The organism is Polaromonas sp. P1_F8 (genome assembly GCF_056405635.1).
Window position 1 is genome coordinate 1,403,966 of record NZ_JBFUBS010000001.1, and the last position, 16,142, is coordinate 1,420,107.

15 protein-coding genes are annotated in these 16,142 nt (G+C 63.1%); 4 read left to right on the forward strand and 11 right to left on the reverse strand.

Features of this window, described 5'->3' with window-relative positions:
• Positions 1-195 precede the first annotated feature (195 nt).
• Genes AC1D1J_RS06670 through AC1D1J_RS06680 form a run of 3 tightly spaced genes read left to right on the forward strand, consistent with a single transcriptional unit; the run spans position 196 to position 1,828 of the window.
• Positions 196-717 (forward strand): methylated-DNA--[protein]-cysteine S-methyltransferase, encoded by a 522-nt coding sequence (locus AC1D1J_RS06670; RefSeq protein ID WP_477685075.1) that lies wholly within the window; start codon positions 196-198, stop codon positions 715-717.
• Positions 714-1,667: a DMT family transporter gene (locus AC1D1J_RS06675; protein WP_477694206.1), complete on the forward strand. Its 954-nt coding sequence runs from the start codon at positions 714-716 to the stop codon at positions 1,665-1,667. The genes AC1D1J_RS06670 and AC1D1J_RS06675 overlap by 4 nt, the downstream gene beginning before the upstream one ends.
• Entirely contained in the window at positions 1,664-1,828 is a 165-nt protein-coding gene (locus AC1D1J_RS06680) for a hypothetical protein (RefSeq protein ID WP_477685073.1), read from the forward strand. Before AC1D1J_RS06675 ends, AC1D1J_RS06680 begins: the two co-directional genes overlap by 4 nt.
• A 46-nt stretch (positions 1,829-1,874) precedes the next feature.
• Here the strand turns inward: AC1D1J_RS06680 and AC1D1J_RS06685 are convergent, their stop codons facing one another.
• From AC1D1J_RS06685 to AC1D1J_RS06735, 11 genes are all read right to left on the reverse strand, one after another.
• Positions 1,875-2,534, reverse strand: a complete 660-nt coding sequence (locus AC1D1J_RS06685) for a DUF1345 domain-containing protein (RefSeq protein ID WP_477672843.1) — start codon at positions 2,532-2,534, stop codon at positions 1,875-1,877.
• Between the two features lie 32 nt (positions 2,535-2,566).
• A complete protein-coding gene (locus tag AC1D1J_RS06690; RefSeq protein WP_477694207.1) occupies positions 2,567-3,721 on the reverse strand; it encodes an aromatic ring-hydroxylating oxygenase subunit alpha in 1,155 nt (384 codons plus the stop codon).
• A 75-nt stretch (positions 3,722-3,796) separates the two neighbouring features.
• Positions 3,797-4,621, reverse strand: coding sequence for a siderophore ferric iron reductase (locus tag AC1D1J_RS06695; protein ID WP_477685071.1), 825 nt, complete (start codon positions 4,619-4,621; stop codon positions 3,797-3,799).
• The gene (locus tag AC1D1J_RS06700; RefSeq protein WP_477694208.1) at positions 4,618-6,501 is read right to left on the reverse strand and encodes an IucA/IucC family protein; all 1,884 of its coding nucleotides are present in this window, start codon (positions 6,499-6,501) and stop codon (positions 4,618-4,620) included. Before AC1D1J_RS06700 ends, AC1D1J_RS06695 begins: the two co-directional genes overlap by 4 nt.
• Complete coding sequence (locus tag AC1D1J_RS06705) at positions 6,498-7,103, reverse strand: GNAT family N-acetyltransferase (protein WP_477685069.1); 606 nt, start codon at positions 7,101-7,103, stop codon at positions 6,498-6,500. The genes AC1D1J_RS06700 and AC1D1J_RS06705 overlap by 4 nt, the downstream gene beginning before the upstream one ends.
• Positions 7,093-8,331, reverse strand: a complete 1,239-nt coding sequence (locus tag AC1D1J_RS06710) for an MFS transporter (protein ID WP_477694209.1) — start codon at positions 8,329-8,331, stop codon at positions 7,093-7,095. Before AC1D1J_RS06710 ends, AC1D1J_RS06705 begins: the two co-directional genes overlap by 11 nt.
• A 21-nt stretch (positions 8,332-8,352) precedes the next feature.
• Positions 8,353-9,666 (reverse strand): lysine N(6)-hydroxylase/L-ornithine N(5)-oxygenase family protein, encoded by a 1,314-nt coding sequence (locus AC1D1J_RS06715; RefSeq protein WP_477685067.1) that lies wholly within the window; start codon positions 9,664-9,666, stop codon positions 8,353-8,355.
• Positions 9,667-9,758: 92 nt separating this feature from the next.
• Positions 9,759-12,152 (reverse strand): TonB-dependent siderophore receptor, encoded by a 2,394-nt coding sequence (locus tag AC1D1J_RS06720; RefSeq protein WP_477694210.1) that lies wholly within the window; start codon positions 12,150-12,152, stop codon positions 9,759-9,761.
• 126 nt (positions 12,153-12,278) lie between these two features.
• The gene (locus AC1D1J_RS06725) at positions 12,279-13,346 is read right to left on the reverse strand and encodes a FecR family protein (RefSeq protein WP_477694211.1); all 1,068 of its coding nucleotides are present in this window, start codon (positions 13,344-13,346) and stop codon (positions 12,279-12,281) included.
• 99 nt (positions 13,347-13,445) lie between these two features.
• Positions 13,446-14,024, reverse strand: a complete 579-nt coding sequence (locus AC1D1J_RS06730; protein ID WP_477694212.1) for a sigma-70 family RNA polymerase sigma factor — start codon at positions 14,022-14,024, stop codon at positions 13,446-13,448.
• Positions 14,025-14,324: 300 nt separating this feature from the next.
• Positions 14,325-14,825, reverse strand: a complete 501-nt coding sequence (locus AC1D1J_RS06735; protein WP_477694479.1) for an Lrp/AsnC family transcriptional regulator — start codon at positions 14,823-14,825, stop codon at positions 14,325-14,327.
• Between the two features lie 264 nt (positions 14,826-15,089).
• Here AC1D1J_RS06735 and AC1D1J_RS06740 point away from each other — a divergent pair, with 264 nt between their 5' ends.
• On the forward strand, positions 15,090-16,076 hold the full coding sequence (locus AC1D1J_RS06740) for a Bug family tripartite tricarboxylate transporter substrate binding protein (protein ID WP_477694480.1): 987 nt from the start codon (positions 15,090-15,092) through the stop codon (positions 16,074-16,076).
• Positions 16,077-16,142 lie beyond the last annotated feature (66 nt).

Genomic DNA, 16,142 nt, shown 5'->3' on the forward strand with positions numbered 1-16,142 from the left:
GGCGATTCATGCGTTCGGGGAATGAATGCGGCGCTTCGATTTCATTGGACGGTCCAGCGCCTTGGCGCGAACATCGCCGGTGAATGATCGAGCCAGTCTTTGCCCGTAAAAGAGACAAGTCAGCTTAAGCCGCCTATTCAGGCCCGGAAAAGACCTGATAAGGCAGAAACTCGAAACCATTCAAAGGTGAACAAGATGAAATTCGACAACTCCATCGTCCAGACGACCTTCCACAGCCCCTTGGGGGAAATGATCATTGCCGCGACTGACAAAGGCCTGGCCGGCACCTGGTTTGCCGGCCAGCGTCACCTGCCGCCGCAACTCGTGAAACCTTATGTATGGCGCGAAGACCCGGACCACCCGGTGCTCAAGCAGACCATCAAGCAACTCACGGAATACTATGCCGGCACACGCACCGGATTTGACCTGCCGTTGGACCTGGGTCACGGAACGGCCTTCCAGCAGTCGGTATGGCAGGCGCTGCTGGCCATCCCGCAGGGCGGCACCCTCAGCTACGGCCAGGTGAGCCAGCGTATCGGCAAGCCGGAAGCCGTGCGCGCCGTGGGCGCAGCAGTCGGGCGCAACCCGGTCAGCGTGATCGTGCCCTGCCACCGGGTGCTGGGCTCCGATGGCTCACTCACAGGCTACGCAGGCGGCCTGCACCGCAAAACCGCCTTGCTTAAACTCGAAGGCGCACTTCAGGAGAGCACGCTGTGAGTTCCAGTCCCTCCGGTATCGCCGCGCCGGTGGGTGCGGCCCTCACCAAGCCCAAAAACTGGGCTGCCGATTTTGTGATGCTGGCGGCCATCTGGGGCTCTTCCTTTCTCTTCATGCGCATCAGCACGGTGGAGTTCGGTCCCCTGCCCACCGCCGCAGTGCGCGTGGGCATTGCGGCGCTGTTCCTGCTGCCCATCGTATGGTTGCGCGGCCTGTTGCCTGACCTGAAGAAAAACTGGAAACGGATTTTCTTCATCGGCATACTGAATTCGGGCATCCCGTTTGCGTGCTTTTCGTTTGCCCTGCTGTCCATCACCACCGGCTTGTCGGCCATCCTCAATGCCACGGTGCCGATGTTCGGCGCCCTGGTGGCCTGGCTCTGGCTGAAAGACAAACCCAATGCCTCACGCGTGCTGGGCCTCTTCGTGGGTTTTGCCGGCGTAGCCATGCTGGCCTGGGACAAAGCCACCTTCAAGCCCGATGCTTCGGGCGTAGCGCCAGGGTGGGCCGTGCTGGCCTGCCTCTTTGCCTGCATTTGCTACGGCATATCCGCCAGCTACACCAAGCGTTATCTGTCAGGCATGCCGCCGCTGGTCACCGCGGCGGGCAGCCAGATTGGCGCAACCCTCGGCCTGGCCCTGCCCGCCGCCTGGCTGTGGCCGGCGCAGATGCCGGGCGCGCATGCCTGGCTGGCGCTGCTGGCCGTAGGTGTGGTCTGCACCGGGCTGGCCTACATCCTGTTTTTTCGCCTGATCGAAAACGCCGGCCCGCCGCGCGCGCTGTCGGTCACCTTCCTGGTGCCGGTGTTTGCGGTGATCTATGGCGTGATCTTCCTCGGTGAGCATGTGACGGCCTGGATGGTGATCTGCGCCGTGGTGATTGTGATTGGCACCGCGCTGTCAACCGGGCTGCTCAAGCTGGGCCGCAAACCTGAACAGCAAAAGGTATGACCTCCGCCCGCAAGACCAAACTCAAGCTGACTGCGCCCAAGCCTCGCAACCCGCTGGTGGCGCTCGCAGCGCAACGCAAGGCGGGCTCGCATCGCAAATCCGAAGCGAGCCTGCGCAAGAAGGAAAAAATGGCGCTGAACAAGCAGTTGCTTCGAATTTAGAAACCGGCGCGCCTGGGCACGGGCGTCCGACGGGCGTTGCGGCCGCTTATTGCAGCGCCCCCGCCACCACATTGATGCTGAGCGCCAAAATCAGCATGTTGAAGCCGAAGGACAGCACGCTATGCACCAGCGTGAGCCGGCGCATCTCGCGCGAGGTGACCTGCACGTCGGAGACCTGCGAAGTCATGCCGACCACGTGGGCGTAGTACAAAAAATCAAAATAGTCCGGATCCAGCCCACCGGGAAAACACAGGCCAGGCCCATCGGGCTCTCCGAGTTTTTCTTCGTGGTAATAGCGATGGGCATAGCGAAACGCATAAATGGTCTGCATGAACAGCCAGGAGGCGGCCAGTGCCGCGACTGACAACACGATGCGCAGCGTGCGCTCCATCCCTGACAGATTTTTGGACTGCTGCATCATGACCGTGATGGCCGCGACGCAGGCCATGGTAGCCAGCAGCATCAGCAAAAACAGCACCACGCTGGGCTCATCTTGTGCCTGCGCGCGCTCGCGCGTGCGTTTGGCGTCGAAACGCACGCACAGCCACCAGGCCAGCCACAGGTAAACGCCGACGCCGGCACACCAGCCCAGCAGGCCGCAAAACTGCCAGCCCAGGGGAAGCGGCAGCGCCGCCACGATCAGCCCGGTCACCAGGCCCAGGGTGAGCCGCTGCGGGCCGGTGGTTTCGGAGAAATGTTTGCGCATGGCTGCATTGTGAGGCTAGCGGCATCCTGGCTTCAAGGGGGAGATGAGGCACCCATGGTCCGCCGGTACCACTCGTGGAAATGCTGCATGCCGTCTTCCAGCGGCGACTGGTAGGGCCCGGTGTCCGAGACGCCCCGCGCCAGCAGCGCGCGCCGGCCCGCATCCATGCGCTCGCCGATCTCGTCGTCCTCCCGGGCGGTTTCCATGTAGGCGGCGCGATGCGCTTCAATGAACTCCCGTTCGAAGGCGGCGATCTCTTCGGGGTAGTAGAACTCCACCATATTGACCGTGTCCTGCGGCCCCTTGGGGTAGAGCGTGGACAGCACCAGCACGTGCGGGTACAGCTCGATCATGTGGGTAGGAAAGTAGGTGACCCATATCGCGCCAAAATCCGGTGGTGTTCCGGTGCGGTAGTTCAGCAGGCGGTCGTGCCAGGTGCGGTAGATGTCCGAGCCCGGCGCGTTCAGCGAATCGTGCACGCCCACGCGCTGCATGCTGTACCAGTCGGCAAAATCCCAGCTCAGGTTGTCGCAGCTGACGAAGCTGCCCAGACCGGGGTGGAAAGGGGCGACGTGGTAGTCCTCCAGATAGACCTCGATAAAAGTCTTCCAGTTGTAGTTGCATTGGTGAATTTCCACGTGGTCGAGCACGTAATCCGAAAAATCGAACTCGGGCCGCTCGAACAGCGGCGCCATATCCTGAGCCGGGTCGCGCGGGCCTTCGAACAGCTGGCCGTGACAGTTCCGCAAGGGAAAACGCTGCAGGTTCTTGCAGGGTTTTTGCTCGAACTGCGGCGCGCCCAGCAACTCGCCGCTGCTGTTGTAAGTCCAGCGATGCAGCGGGCAGACGATGTTCCCGCCGGCAGCCGACAGGTTGCCTTTGGGGTTGGCCGGCCCGCTGACGTTGCCGGTTTCACCGCCCAGGATCAGCGCCTGCCGGTGCCGGCAGACGTTGGACAACAGCTCCACGCCCTGCGGATTACGCACCAGCACGCGGCCTCCGCCTTCCTGCGCGAGCCGGTGCCAGTCGCCGACCTGCGGCACGGCTTTTTCATGGCCGAGGTAGCGGGCGGACTGGTTGAAGATCAAGGCCTGTTCTCGCGCGAACAGGGCTTCGTCGAAATACGCGCCTACGGGCAGCTGCGGATCGGCCGGCATGACATGCACCAGGCGTGCGATATCGTTCATGGAACTCTCCAGGGCGTGGCGAAGCACACCGGCCTTGAGAAAGGCACAGCCGCATCGCGGAATCAATGGCCCGGACTACGAAGGATCGGCCAGCAGTCGGGCGATACGCTTGTCGAGCGGGAGCTTGGGGCAGGTGCTGCATTTCTCGCCGTCATGGCGGCGAAAGTAGTGGCAGCACACCTTGCGGTCGAGGGCGAGTGCGGGCGTCCCGTCACGCGCCCGGTAGGCAAAAAAGCCGCAGCCGCCGCTGATGCCGAGCCGGGCCAGCCATTCCTCACCTACCGCGGCGACCTCGCTATCGGCCAGAACTGACCGGCTGCGATGCACCAGCAGCAGCGCGCCCAGCACACACTCAGCCTGCAGCCGGTCGGCGGCGCGTGCATGCAGCGCCACCAGCGGCATCAGTGCCGCGCGCGTGGATTGGCACAGTTCGCGCAGCTCGCCTGTTGCCAGGCGGATGCGCGAAGGCAGCGTCGCGGCCTTCATGGGCGCGTGCACCGGCAATTGAAAGCCGTTGGGGAAGCCGTCCACCACGGGCTGCGCCAGGCCTGCGAGCCGTGGGACATGCGTATCAAGATGCGCGGCGATCACGCTGAGGTAAACCGGTTGCCAGATCGTCAGGCCCCAGCAGCGCAGCGCCACATAGTGCGCGCCGGCTTCGGGGTAGGCCTCTGCCCAGTGCCGGCACAGCGCCCGCAACGGGCCCGGCCTGGCCGCTGCGTCGTCGCCATGACGCAGTGCGCTGGGCAGTGGTACATCGCCCTGCTCGCCGCGCAGCGAGGGTGCGATGCGCCCGGCCAGTTGCAACACGCGGGCGAGGTCATCGTTGGGCGCGGACGCCCACGCCTGCAGCGGCGCGCCGTCGCGCACCGTGTCCTCCGCCCGCATGTCAAAGCTCATGCAACGCTTTCCGCAACCGGTTCTGCCTCGGCCCGGTGCGCGGCGCGGCGGCGGAGCCCGGCAATCGGGTTCACGAGATTGCCGGCCATCTTCAGGCTGGAAGCGGGGTCGGCCAGGTTGACCATCTGCACGTTGTTGCCGAGTTGCAGGCGGTTCAGACAGGAATGCAGGAACTCGGGCACGAACATGTCATAGTGCGCGAACTTTGCGGCCAACTCGGGGTGGGCATCCTGGTAATCGGATACGCAGTCGGCCACCGATTGCCAGAAGTCTCCCTCGCTGCAGCAGGCGTTTTCCACCAGCACCTGGTTGATGTGGCGCAGCACGCCGTCGAACACGTCGATAAAGATGCCCAGCAGTTTGAAGTGGTCGGGCACATCGACCGCCAGGCGATTGACGCGCTCCGGTAGCAGCGCCTTCGCTTCGATATTGAGGATGGTGCATTCCTCGGCGATGTCTTTCATGATGGCGCGCACCGGCACATGCTTGTCGAGCACCAGGATCAGGTTCTCGCCATGCGGCATGAAGGTCAGGTCGTGCTTGTAGAAGCAATGCAGCAGCGGCGTGAGGTAAGACGCCAGATAGCTTTTCAGCCAGGCCTTTGTGCTCAGGCCGGAACGGCGGATCAGTTCAGGCAGCAGCGCGTGGCCGTCCTTGTCGACATGCAGCAGCGCGGCCATGGTCATCAGGCGTTCGCCCGGTTTGAGCAAGGGCAGCGGGCTTTCACGCCACAGCGCCGAGAACATCTTCTTGTAGGGCGTATCGACCGGTATTGCGGCCTCATAGTAGTGATTGCGAAAGCCGATGGAGGCGACCTCCCGCAGGATGGTGAAGCCGTTCGCGCGCAGGAAGACATCGCCCGACACCAGGTCCTTGATGAACTCATTGATAGCCGGTGTGCCCGACATGTAATAAGGCGACAGGCCGCGCATGAAGCCCATGTTCAGGATGGACAGGGAGGTCTTCACATAGCGCTTGCTGCGGTCGCTGGTGTTGAAGAAGGTGCGGATCGACTGCTGGGCGATGTAGGTGTCGCGGCCGTAGGCCAGGCAGATGATCTTGCGCTGGGCCACATAACCAGCGAAGGCGATCGACAGCTTGTTGAACCACTGCCACGGGTGGGCCGGCATAAAGTTGTAGTCGACTGGATCGACGCCCAGCGCTGCCACTTCACGGGTAAAGCCGTCCACGGTCTCCTGCCCCAGCTCTTCGGCCAGCAGCTGTTCGTAGCTGAGCGTGGAGATGCTGGAGAAAGCCGCATGGTCCTTGTGCACGGCCAGCCAGATGACGCGAATCTCCGAGCCGGCCTCAGGCGCGTAGGCCTGATAGTCGGCTGCGGTGAAACCCAGCCGCCCGTTGTTGGCGACAAACCCCGGATGGCCTTCGGTCATGGCGACCTCAATGGTCTGGAAGTCGGTGGCGTCGGCCAGCTGGGCGCTGCTGGGTGCGTCTGCCTTCATGCGCTTGTAGGCACTACCGAAGAGCGTGCTGCTGATCTCGTCGAGGTAGATGGGCAGCAGCTCATCACGTATGCCCAGACGTTGGCGGCATTCGATGATGAACTGGAGCGCGTCCAGCGACTGGTCTGCGCCATTCACTTGTTTGCGGATGGATTCCGGTTTGATGTACCAATGGCGCAGCGCCAGTCGCTGTGCCTCAAACTGGTAGCACGCGGCCCCGTCGTCCGAGCACACCTGGTACAGCGCGAAGCCGCCCTGGCCGGCACGCAGCAGCTCCGGCTCGATGATGATCTCGTGGGCATATTCGGCAATGGCTTTGCGCAGCAGCAGGCGGTTGGCCTGGGCCCAGACCTCCGGCGTCAGGTGGGCGGCGAACTGGGCCGGGTCGTGCGCGATCTGGTGGGCGATGGTGACGTTCATGAATGGACTTCCTCTAAGGTGGCGGCCGTAGCCTGTTCAAAATCCCGCCGTGTGCAAAAGGCGAGGCTGGCGATCTTCTCGGGGAAGACCACATCACGGTCGTAGGCAAAGCCTGCCGACCGGTTCAAGGCATGGACCTTGTGATTGGTGGCGTCGGGCTCCACGACGATGCGCTGCGCACCCAGGTGCTCGAACATGAAGCGCATCAGCGCGTAAAACACCGTGCGCGAGTGCCCGGCGATGCGCTGCTGGGGCGGGCCGATAAAGATGTGCATGCCCAGGTCGCCGGGCCGCACCGTGTAGAAGGCCTTGATGCGGTCCTGCGCGGGGTCGTAGCACTCAGCCAGGAAAGCTGGCCGCCCTTCGTGCCAGCCGATGTAGGGTGTGGCGGTGCCGGAATCCATCATGCGCTGGTAAGCCTCACGAACTTCGTCCTCGGTCTTGTCCTGCATCAGCCAGAAGGCGGCACGCTCCTGGATGAACCAGCGATGCAAAGTCGGGATGTCCTCCGGTATCCGCAACGGGCGGAACACAAAACCCGTCTCGTCGCGGTACGGCCTTTGCACGGCGTCGGCGCGGCGGTGCAGCGTGTCAGTTAGCATGGGCGGGCTCCTTTAAAGATGAAGAATTTGTGACGCTTCCGGTTTCGTCCAGATGTCCGGCGCTGGGCACTTTGAGGATCAGGCGGTCCAGTAGTGCGGTGAGGACAAAGCCGCCGGCCGCCAGCAGAAAGGGCACATGCAGCCCGTAGCGATTGACAATCGCGCCCGCCGCAAACGAGGACAGCAACACGCCCATGTTCTGGAAGAAGTTGGTGATGCTGTAGTCTTGCGCATAGCGCTGCGGCGTAGACAGGCGGAACAGGTTGACCTCCAGCTTGACAATGATCTGGAAGAAGGCCCAGCCGTACAGCACGCGCCCCAGCACGACCAGGAAAGGATCAGGTGCGGCATGCAGCAGCAACCCGACCGCACCCAGCAGCAGGTTGCCCACCGTGTGGTCGGGCAGGTCCCCGCCGCGTGCCCGTATCCAGGCATGCAAGCGCAGCGCGACGATGGCCACCACACCCGGAATGGCGAAGGCCATGCCCGACAGCAGCTCGCTGTCGTTGCCAGTGATCCTCTGCCAGTACAGCGCGAAGAAGGGGCGGATCAGGTAGGCGCTGAAGTCAAACATCAGCATCACCAGCGCCAGCTTCAGGATGGGCAGGCGGGCCAGCAGCCCGACGCGGCGCGCTTCGGTGGCTTCGGCCATTGCCTGCTCCCCGGTGTTGACGCGAATGATCTTTCCGCTGCGGATCAGGTAGAAGCAGACCGCCATCTGAAAATAGTCGCCGGCCGCCATGGCAAAAATGCTGGCGCGCGGCCCCCAGGTCTGTAGCACAAAGCCACCCACCACTGCGCCGAAGATGGCGCCGAAGTGGACTACCACCGACAGAATGCCAATGGTGGCCGCATGCTGCTCTTTGGGGGTCAGGCGCATCATGTACGGGTACATCAGCAGGTAGCTGCTCTTGCACATGAACATCAGCATCGACAGTACCCAGTAGATCTCCACGGTAGGCGCCCAGTCGCTCAGCAGGCTGAAGGTGCCGGCGGCAAACTGCGTGTAGACCAGCAGGTGCAGCGGTTCGACGCGGCGTGCCACGCGTGCCCACAATGGCAGGGTGCACATCACGGCGATGGAGATCGCCGCCACGTAGGCGCCCACGTGCACAGGGCTGTCGATACCGTAGCGCGCGCTGAAAAACTGCGGGTAGAAGGGAATCAGGATGGCGTCGCTGATAACGGCCAGTACCGTCATCGTGATGATGTGAAATCTCAGGTTCATGTTTGTTGTGCGCCTCAGGCCTCAGAGCAGGACGAAGTCCGCTGTGGACGGAATAGTGAAATCCTGGATCGCGACGCGACGCTCAATCTTGTAGTGCTCCACGCCCGTGAGTTCGCGCAGGATGTAGGAGTTGCGGTAGCAGCTCATGCCCAGGTCCTGGTTGGTCATGCCGTGGGTGTGCTGGCCGGCGTTCTGCACGAATATCTCGTTGCCGTTGAAATCGGCGGCGTAATTGCGCGCGAGGCGATAGCGGCCTTGTTCGTCCCAACGCAGGCGGTGGCGGATGCCGTCAACGAAAGACGGGATGTTCTCGCGGTAGCCCGTGGCGAAGACCAGCCCCTCGCTGCGATGCGCATAACGTGCGTCGCAGTCAAGCTGGCGGAATTCGATCTCGTAGCTGTCGCTTCCGGCGTCGTAACGGCACCCCTGCAACTCGCAATTGGTAATGAGGTGCGTGCGCAGCGGCCCCTGCTTTCGCCTGTCGTCCAGCAGGTCATAGATCTGGTTGATCAGGCTGGCATTGACGCCCTTGTACAGGCTGTCCTGCGCGCGCACGATGCGCTCCTTCTTCCCATCGGCCAGGTTGTAGAAGTAATCGATGTAGTCGGGAGAAAACATCTCGAGCGTGAGCTTGGTGGTCTCCATCTGGAAGAAGCGCGAAGAGCGGGTGATCCAGGTCAGGCTGTAGTCGTGCCCGTCGGCGTCCTTGAGCAGGTCGTGGTAGACCTCGGCCGCGCTCTGGCCACTGCCGACGATGGTGATGGAGCGCTTCTTCTGCAGCTCGGCCTTGCGGGTGATGTAGTCGGCGGTATGCAGGTAGCGATGCCCGCCCGGCGCGCAACATTGTGGGAAACGGGGCTTGGAGCCAACGCCCAGCACCAGCTTGCGGCAGCGCATGACAAAAGGCTCGCGCTGCGGGCCTTGCACACCGGTCACGACATAGCAGCCGTTCTCGATGTCGTGGACGATCTCCTGCACGTCATACTCGAAGCGCGCGTTGGACAGGCGCGCCGCCGCCCAGCGGCAGTAGGCGTTGTACTCAGCCCGCGTCAGGTAGAAGCTCTCGCGGAAGTAGTACGAATAGATTTTCCCTTCTTCCTTGCAGTAGTTGAGAAAGCTGAAGCAGCTGGTGGGGTCCGCCAGGCTCACCAGGTCGGCCAGGAAGGGGTTTTGCAGTGTGGTGTTGTCAATCAGCATCCCGGGGTGCCAGTTGAACTCCGCATTGCGCTCCAGAAAAACCGCGTTCACCTCGGTGATCGGCTCCGCCAGACAGGCCAGGCTCAGATTGAAGGGTCCAAGCCCGATCGCAATAAAGTCATAGACATCATTTTTCATTGCACTGAACTCCCTGATTTCTGGTGCGCCATCCGGTGGCGCATGGTGATCAAAAGAATGCCCGCCGCTGACTACAGCACCGGGCCGCGTTCCTACCACTGATACGTCACGGTCGCGTTGACGCTGCGCGCGTCGCCCCAGTAGCAGTACTGCTGGCTCAGGCACGACGCCACATAGGTCTTGTCGAGGAGGTTATTGACGCTCAGGCGAAGGTTGGCGCCCTTGAGCGACGGATTCAGCTGGGCCAGATCGACGCGCAGCATCAGGTCCACCAGCGTGTAGGGCGGCACCTTCATGCTGTTGGCGTTGTCGACCCAGCTCGAGCCCACATGGCGCACGCCCGCACCCATGGTGTAGCCTTGCGAGAAGTTCCAGTCGCCCCAGACCGAGGCCATATGGCGCGGCGCCTGGTACGGCGTGTTGCCGGTGAAGCCGTCCGACGATTCGGTGAACTTCATGTCGGTATAGGTGTAGCTCGCCATCACCGAGACCTTGCGGCTCAGCTGCGAACGGGCCTCCAGTTCCAGGCCGCGCGAGCGCACCTTCCCGGTAGGTTCAAAGTAGGTGGCGCCTACCGGGCGTGTGGCGACATTTTTCTGCGACAGGTCGTACACCGCCGCCGACAGCAAGGTGTTGGAGTCCTTGGGCTGGTAGCGTATGCCGACTTCCAGCTGTTGGGTCTCCGCGGGCGGCAGGTTGTTGCCTTGCCGGTCATTGCGCAGGCTGGGATTAAAGCCGTCCGAATAACCCACGTAGGGCGCAACGCCGTTGTCAAACAGATAGACAACGCCGGCCCGCTTGGTGAATTTGGAGCCGCTCCACTGCGCCGGATTTCCCGAACCATACTGGTTGGAGGCCTTGGCCCAGTCCATGCGGCCGCCCAGCGTGAAGCGCCAGCGGTCCAGCTCGGTCTGGTTTTGCAGGTAGAGGCCGGTCTGGTCCAGCTTGCGGTCGATCGGGTCGCTGGTCACGCCGGTCAGGCCCGGGGCGCCGTAACTCGGGTTGAACACATTGATGGGCAGTGCGCTGCCCGATTCCCAGCTCCCGCTGACGCGGCGCTTCTGGTAGTCCAGCCCGGTCAGCAGGGTGTGCTTGAGCGCGCCGGTCTGGAAGTGGCCTTCGAGCTGGTTGTCGACCGTGTTGCCGCGTGTCGACTCCGTGGCGCCGGAATAGTAGCGCGTCAACTCATTGGCGCTGGCCCAGCCGTAGCCGTAGATCTGGCGCAGCGTGGTGTCTGCCGTCACATGGCGGAAGTTCTGCCGGAACTTCCACGCATCGTTAAAGGCGTGCTCGAACTGGTAGCCGAGGAAGCGTTGCTTGCGCTGGTATTTCTCGACGCTGGAATCTCCATCAAAGAAATAGCGCGAGATCAACCGGCCGTTGTGGCGGGCATTGAGGCTACCGTCCGCCGGAACCCCGCTGTGGTAGCTGCCCTCAGGGTCGTCCTGCAGATAAGCCTGCAGCAGCAGGCGCGTGTCGTTTGACGGGTTGATGGCAAGAGATGCCGCGATTGCCTGGCGCTCTTCCTTGACCGTGCTGAACTGTGAGTCGAGCGAGCGCGTCAGTGCCGACAGGCGAAAGGCCATCACACCGTCTTTGTCGATGGGCCCCGAAAGATCGACAGCCGCCTCCCGGCGGTTGCGGTTGCCGATGGTGAGCTGCACTTCCCGGTAAGGCTGGAACTGCGGTGTCATGCTGGTCAGCGCCACCAGGCCGCCCGGCGACGCGCGCCCGTACAGCACAGAGGCCGGGCCACGCACCACGTCAATGCGCTCCAGGAAATAAGGATCCACCTGCATCGAGGTGTAGCTACCCTGGTCGCTCAGCATGCGCAGGCCGTCAAGCAGCGTGCTGTCTACGCTGCTGTCCTTGAAGCCGCGCAGCGCCACGTAGTCGTAGCGGTTGGACGCGCCCACCAGCCCGGTGAAGGCGCCGGGCGAGTAATTCAAGGCCTCGGAAACGCTGCGCGGCTTCTGGTCTTCCAGCTGCTGCTTGGTCACCACCGAGATGGACTGCGGCGTCTCGATGATGGGAGTGTCGGTCTTGGAACCCGATGCGCTGCGTTTGGCGACGTAGCCGTTGCCGCCGCTGGTGGCCGTTTCCTGCTCCGCGCCGGCCGTCACGGTCACCAGCGGCAAGGTTGCCGCGCCCGATGACGTTGAAACAGGCTTGACCACAAACACATTGCCGTCGATGGTCGCCGCCAGGCCGTTGCCGGCCAGCAACCGGTCCAGCGCCTGCTGCGGCGTCAACCGGCCCGATACCGCGGGCGCCGTCTTGCCAGCCACCAGAGCGGGCTGGACCATCAACTCCAGCCCGGCCTGCTGCGCCAGGTTGTTGAGCGCCTGAGCCAGTGGCTGCGCCGCGAGGCTGATCTGCATGGGGGTGGCGGCACGCGCGCTGGCGGCCCCCTGGGAGTAAACCACCGAGCTGCCGAGGGCCAGAATCAGGGCCAATGGGGGCAGGTGGAAGCGGGAACGAGGCATGCGTGCAATCTCCGGGAGAAGGTTTAAATAAGAATCCTTCTCATGTAGACGCGTGGGTCCCGGGAAACCCTAGGTCGGGCACAAAGTTTTTTTGTGTCCTGATGTCAGCCCCGTCCGGGCTAATGACTAATGACCGGCGGCGACGATCTCGGCCTCGCCGCCCTGCTCGCGCAGCCGCACCGGCAAGACCTGCGGCAGGATGCGGGCGAAGTTGCCCGGCCGCCGCGGGTCGAACGTGCCCGTCACGCGCAGCGCGGCCACGGCCGGCTCCCGCACCGTCAGATGCACCGGGCCGTAACGCTCGAACTCGGCCAGAGCCTGGTTCAGAGGCGTGTTGTCAAAACTGACGCGGCTTTCACGCCAGGGCGCAATCCCGGCTGCGGGCAAGGCAGACACCGCGCCCAGCAATCCCGACATGTCGCTCGCGATCTGCTGGCCGGCGACCAGCTCAACCACCGCATCGGTAGCGGACCGTTCGGCGCGCGCCACGCGCACACGCCCTTCTTCCACGGCGACCTGCACACCCGCACGGCCCGGCACACCGGGCGTGTAGCGCACAGAAAACCGCGTGCCGACCACCGTGATGCGCAAGGGCCCGGCCAGCACATCGAAAGGACGCGCCGGGTCACCCTTGACCTGGAACATTGCCTCTCCCTGCGGCAGGCGCACTTCACGGCGCTCACGGTAAAGCGTGACGTCGGCGGTGGTCAGGGTGTCCAGCCTCAGGCGGCTGCCTTCCGGCAAGACCACCTCCAGCTGCTGGCCTCGCGTGGTGGCAAAACTCTGCTCGAACACCGGCTGCTGTTGCCAGAGGCTCCAGGCCATATAGCCCCCGCAGGAAACCATCAACGCCACGGCGGCCAGTGCGCCCTGCGGCACCCAGGCAGACAGCCCCTGCCACCAGGCGCGCCGGCGCGGCGCGGTACGGACGGCGGCAGCAGCTTTGTCGTCGGCGAGGTTCTGTCTCAGCGTGCGCAAGCCATCTGCCGGCAGCGCGTCGAGCAAACGCCAGTCACGCTGGTGGCGCGCAAAGGCCGCGCCGTGGGCGCTGTCCGCCGCCAGCCAGGCCAGGAACGCAGCCTCGTCCGCCGCCCCGAGCTGCCCACCGGTACGCCGCACGAACCAGTCCAGCGCCGCTTCGTCGGGCTCTGTGGACGGTGCGGCTGGCGGGTGGGCTGGCGGCGGGGTGTTCATGGTGTGCTTATCGGCTCTTGGATGTAGACGCACGAACAAGCTGAAACCCTATGCCGGGAAAGCAAGAGTACAAATAAAAATTCATTCGAAAGCCGAAAGTCATTCGCGGGCAGGTTTTCTTCGTCGGAGCACCGGGGTAGAGATGGGGGTAGAAGTTGGGCCGGCGGCGGCGGGCGCCCCGTCGAGCGCGTCTTTGCAACGCCTGCAGGCGTCCATGGCCAGCTTGATGTGCTGCTCGACCATCTTGCGCGAGATGCCCATCCGCTCGGCCACCTCCGAATGCGGCAGACCGTCAAACTTGTGCAGGATAAAGGCCTCGCGGCAGCGCAAAGGCAGGGCATCGATCGTGGCCAGCAGGGCATTCACCCCCTGCGCGGAAGACGCAGCCGCATCGGGCTCGCAGGCCAGCGGCGCCGCGAGGTTCTCGAGCTCGGCGGCCGAGGCCTCGGCATCGGGATGCAGCGCCTCGCCGCGCACTTCACTGCGGCGGTGCTGGTCGATCTGCAGGTTGCGTGCTGTGCGGTAGAGCAGTGCGCGCGGCTCCGGCACCGCCTGGCCCGAATGCTGCACTGCCAGGACGCGCGCATAGCTCTCCTGCACGACATCGGCCGCGGCATCGCGGTTTCGCACCGTGCGGGAACAGAAGTTCAGCAGTTCTTGGTAATAGCGCTCAAGCACAGGTCGGTCATTGCCATGGAAGTGACGGATCCCTTCAAGCGGCAGACGAGATGTGGCGGTGGCTGACCAGGCGCGCGTCGTAGATGGGAATTATTCTCATTATGAACGAAACACGCTATCGGACTCTGCTGCGGGGACCATCGTTACCATTGATACCACCACTGCCCTGTTGAACGGTCGCTCTTGAATTCACATGCGAGTCTTGAAGGCCTGAGACATCGTGAGAAGCCAGCGAGGAAATGCGCGACGGCCCCAATCGGGTATGCGGCAATTTCCATCAGGTTTGTTAACCCCCGAAAACTACATAACCGGCAGTTCCGTCGTTGAGAGCACCTGCTTCAGCACGACGAAGGTGCGGATCTGCCTCACCCCCGGGAGGTAGAGCAGCTCCGCGGCATGCAGGCGGTTAAACGATTCGTTGTCCTGCGTGCGGACGGTGACGAAGTAGTCGAACTCGCCCGTCACCACCATGCATTCCAGGCAGCCCGGCACCTTCTGCACCGCTTTTTCGAAGTCGGCGAAGGACTGCGGTGTGGACCGGTCCAACACCACACCGATCACAACCAGCATGCCAAGGTTCAGCGAGGCAGGATTGAGCAACGCGACGATGCGCTGCACCAGGCCCATCGATTTCAGGCGCTCCACCCGGCGCAAGCAGGCTGCGGGGCTCAGGTGCACCTTGGCCGCCAGTGCCACATTGGAAATCGATGCATCGCGCTGAAGCAAGCGCAGGATCACGCGATCCACCCGGTCCAGGTCAGGCCTCGGGGCAGTTGTTTCATTCTGTAAACGCACTTTTATTTCTCTTTTTTCTTTAATCACACACTTCTCCAAGTTTTTATATCCAATTATTCGAATACCTAATCTTAAAAGTCAATTATGTTGCAACCCTGTTGCGCGGCCTCGGCGATAGACTTTCCTTGACTCCTCAAGCGGATTTCCGACATGCCCTCCAACTTTGCCGCTTGGGATTCTGGTTACGTCGAAACGCAATGCCTGCAGTTTCCTGTTTCGCAACGGTTGATCAACGCGGCCCGTGCCGTATCAAAGAGGAGCAATACGATGATGAAACCAAGGTATGAGAAGCGCTTATTCCTGGCCATGGCGCTGGTCTTGCTGGCCCCATGGGCCAGCGTTCACGCGCAGGGCTATCCGTCCAAGCCGGTCCAACTGGTCATTCCTTTTCCGCCGGGTGGCGCCACCGACATCGCCGGACGGCTGGTCGCCAAGAAGCTGGGTGAGCGCCTGGGGCAACCTGTGGTCATCGACAACCGGCCGGGCGCCGGCACCATCGTCGGTGCCGCTTTTGTTGCCAAGGCGGCGCCGGACGGCTACACGCTGCTTATCAGCTCGGGATCCACTTTCACGGTCAACCCGGCACTCATGCCCAAGCTGCCTTACGACCCGATCAAGAGTTTCGAGCCTGTCGGGATGGTGGCGCGCGTTCCCCTTGTTCTTCTGGCCAACTCCGATGTCCCGATCAACGACCTGAAGCAGCTGATCGCAGCGGTGCAACGCGCACCGGACAAGTACGTGTACGGATCGTTCGGCAACGGCACCACAGGGCACTTCGCCGGTGAAATGCTCTGGAGCGCCGCTGGCATCAAGCTGCAGCACATCGCTTACAAAGGCAGCGCACCAGCGATGACCGACCTGATGGCCGGCCAAATCCCCTTCTCGATTGACACCGTCGCGGCGGCGCTGCCGCAGCTGAAGGCGGCCAAGCCGAGGATCAAAGCCATCGCCGTCACCGGCGAAAGCCGCGCGACGCAAATGCCCACGGTGGCGACTGTGGCGGAGAGCGGTTTCAAAGGTTTCTCGGCCGATTCCTGGCTGGCCATTGCCACGCCCAAGGGGGTGCCGGCGGATGTAAAAGCCAAGCTGCAGAAGGCGCTGGCTGAAACCATGAAGGATCCGGAGCTTCGCGAAAAACTCGTCGCGAACGGACTCGAATACGCCTGGGAGCCCGCTGCCACGGTTGCGGCGCGCATCGAAAACGAGCTGCCCCGCATGCGCGTGATTGCCCTGCGTTCCAACATCCGGATCGATTGAAAGTGGCGGCCGGCAAGGACCTCGTGGCCTTCTCCGATTGATTGTTACCCATGGGGCTGGATTCAC

What these genes read in the sequence shown, in the direction of transcription:
- AC1D1J_RS06720 (WP_477694210.1), bottom strand. Translation starts at nt 12,152, where the DNA reads ATGCCTCGTTCCCGCTTCCACCTGCCCCCATTGGCCCTGATTCTGGCC.
- AC1D1J_RS06705 (WP_477685069.1), bottom strand. Translation starts at nt 7,103, where the DNA reads ATGCTAACTGACACGCTGCACCGCCGCGCCGACGCCGTGCAAAGGCCG.
- AC1D1J_RS06715 (WP_477685067.1), bottom strand. Translation starts at nt 9,666, where the DNA reads ATGAAAAATGATGTCTATGACTTTATTGCGATCGGGCTTGGACCCTTC.
- AC1D1J_RS06700 (WP_477694208.1), bottom strand. Translation starts at nt 6,501, where the DNA reads ATGAACGTCACCATCGCCCACCAGATCGCGCACGACCCGGCCCAGTTC.
- AC1D1J_RS06725 (WP_477694211.1), bottom strand. Translation starts at nt 13,346, where the DNA reads ATGAACACCCCGCCGCCAGCCCACCCGCCAGCCGCACCGTCCACAGAG.
- AC1D1J_RS06690 (WP_477694207.1), bottom strand. Translation starts at nt 3,721, where the DNA reads ATGAACGATATCGCACGCCTGGTGCATGTCATGCCGGCCGATCCGCAG.
- AC1D1J_RS06710 (WP_477694209.1), bottom strand. Translation starts at nt 8,331, where the DNA reads ATGAACCTGAGATTTCACATCATCACGATGACGGTACTGGCCGTTATC.
- AC1D1J_RS06670 (WP_477685075.1), top strand. Translation starts at nt 196, where the DNA reads ATGAAATTCGACAACTCCATCGTCCAGACGACCTTCCACAGCCCCTTG.
- AC1D1J_RS06740 (WP_477694480.1), top strand. Translation starts at nt 15,090, where the DNA reads ATGAAACCAAGGTATGAGAAGCGCTTATTCCTGGCCATGGCGCTGGTC.
- AC1D1J_RS06695 (WP_477685071.1), bottom strand. Translation starts at nt 4,621, where the DNA reads ATGAGCTTTGACATGCGGGCGGAGGACACGGTGCGCGACGGCGCGCCG.
- AC1D1J_RS06680 (WP_477685073.1), top strand. Translation starts at nt 1,664, where the DNA reads ATGACCTCCGCCCGCAAGACCAAACTCAAGCTGACTGCGCCCAAGCCT.
- AC1D1J_RS06685 (WP_477672843.1), bottom strand. Translation starts at nt 2,534, where the DNA reads ATGCGCAAACATTTCTCCGAAACCACCGGCCCGCAGCGGCTCACCCTG.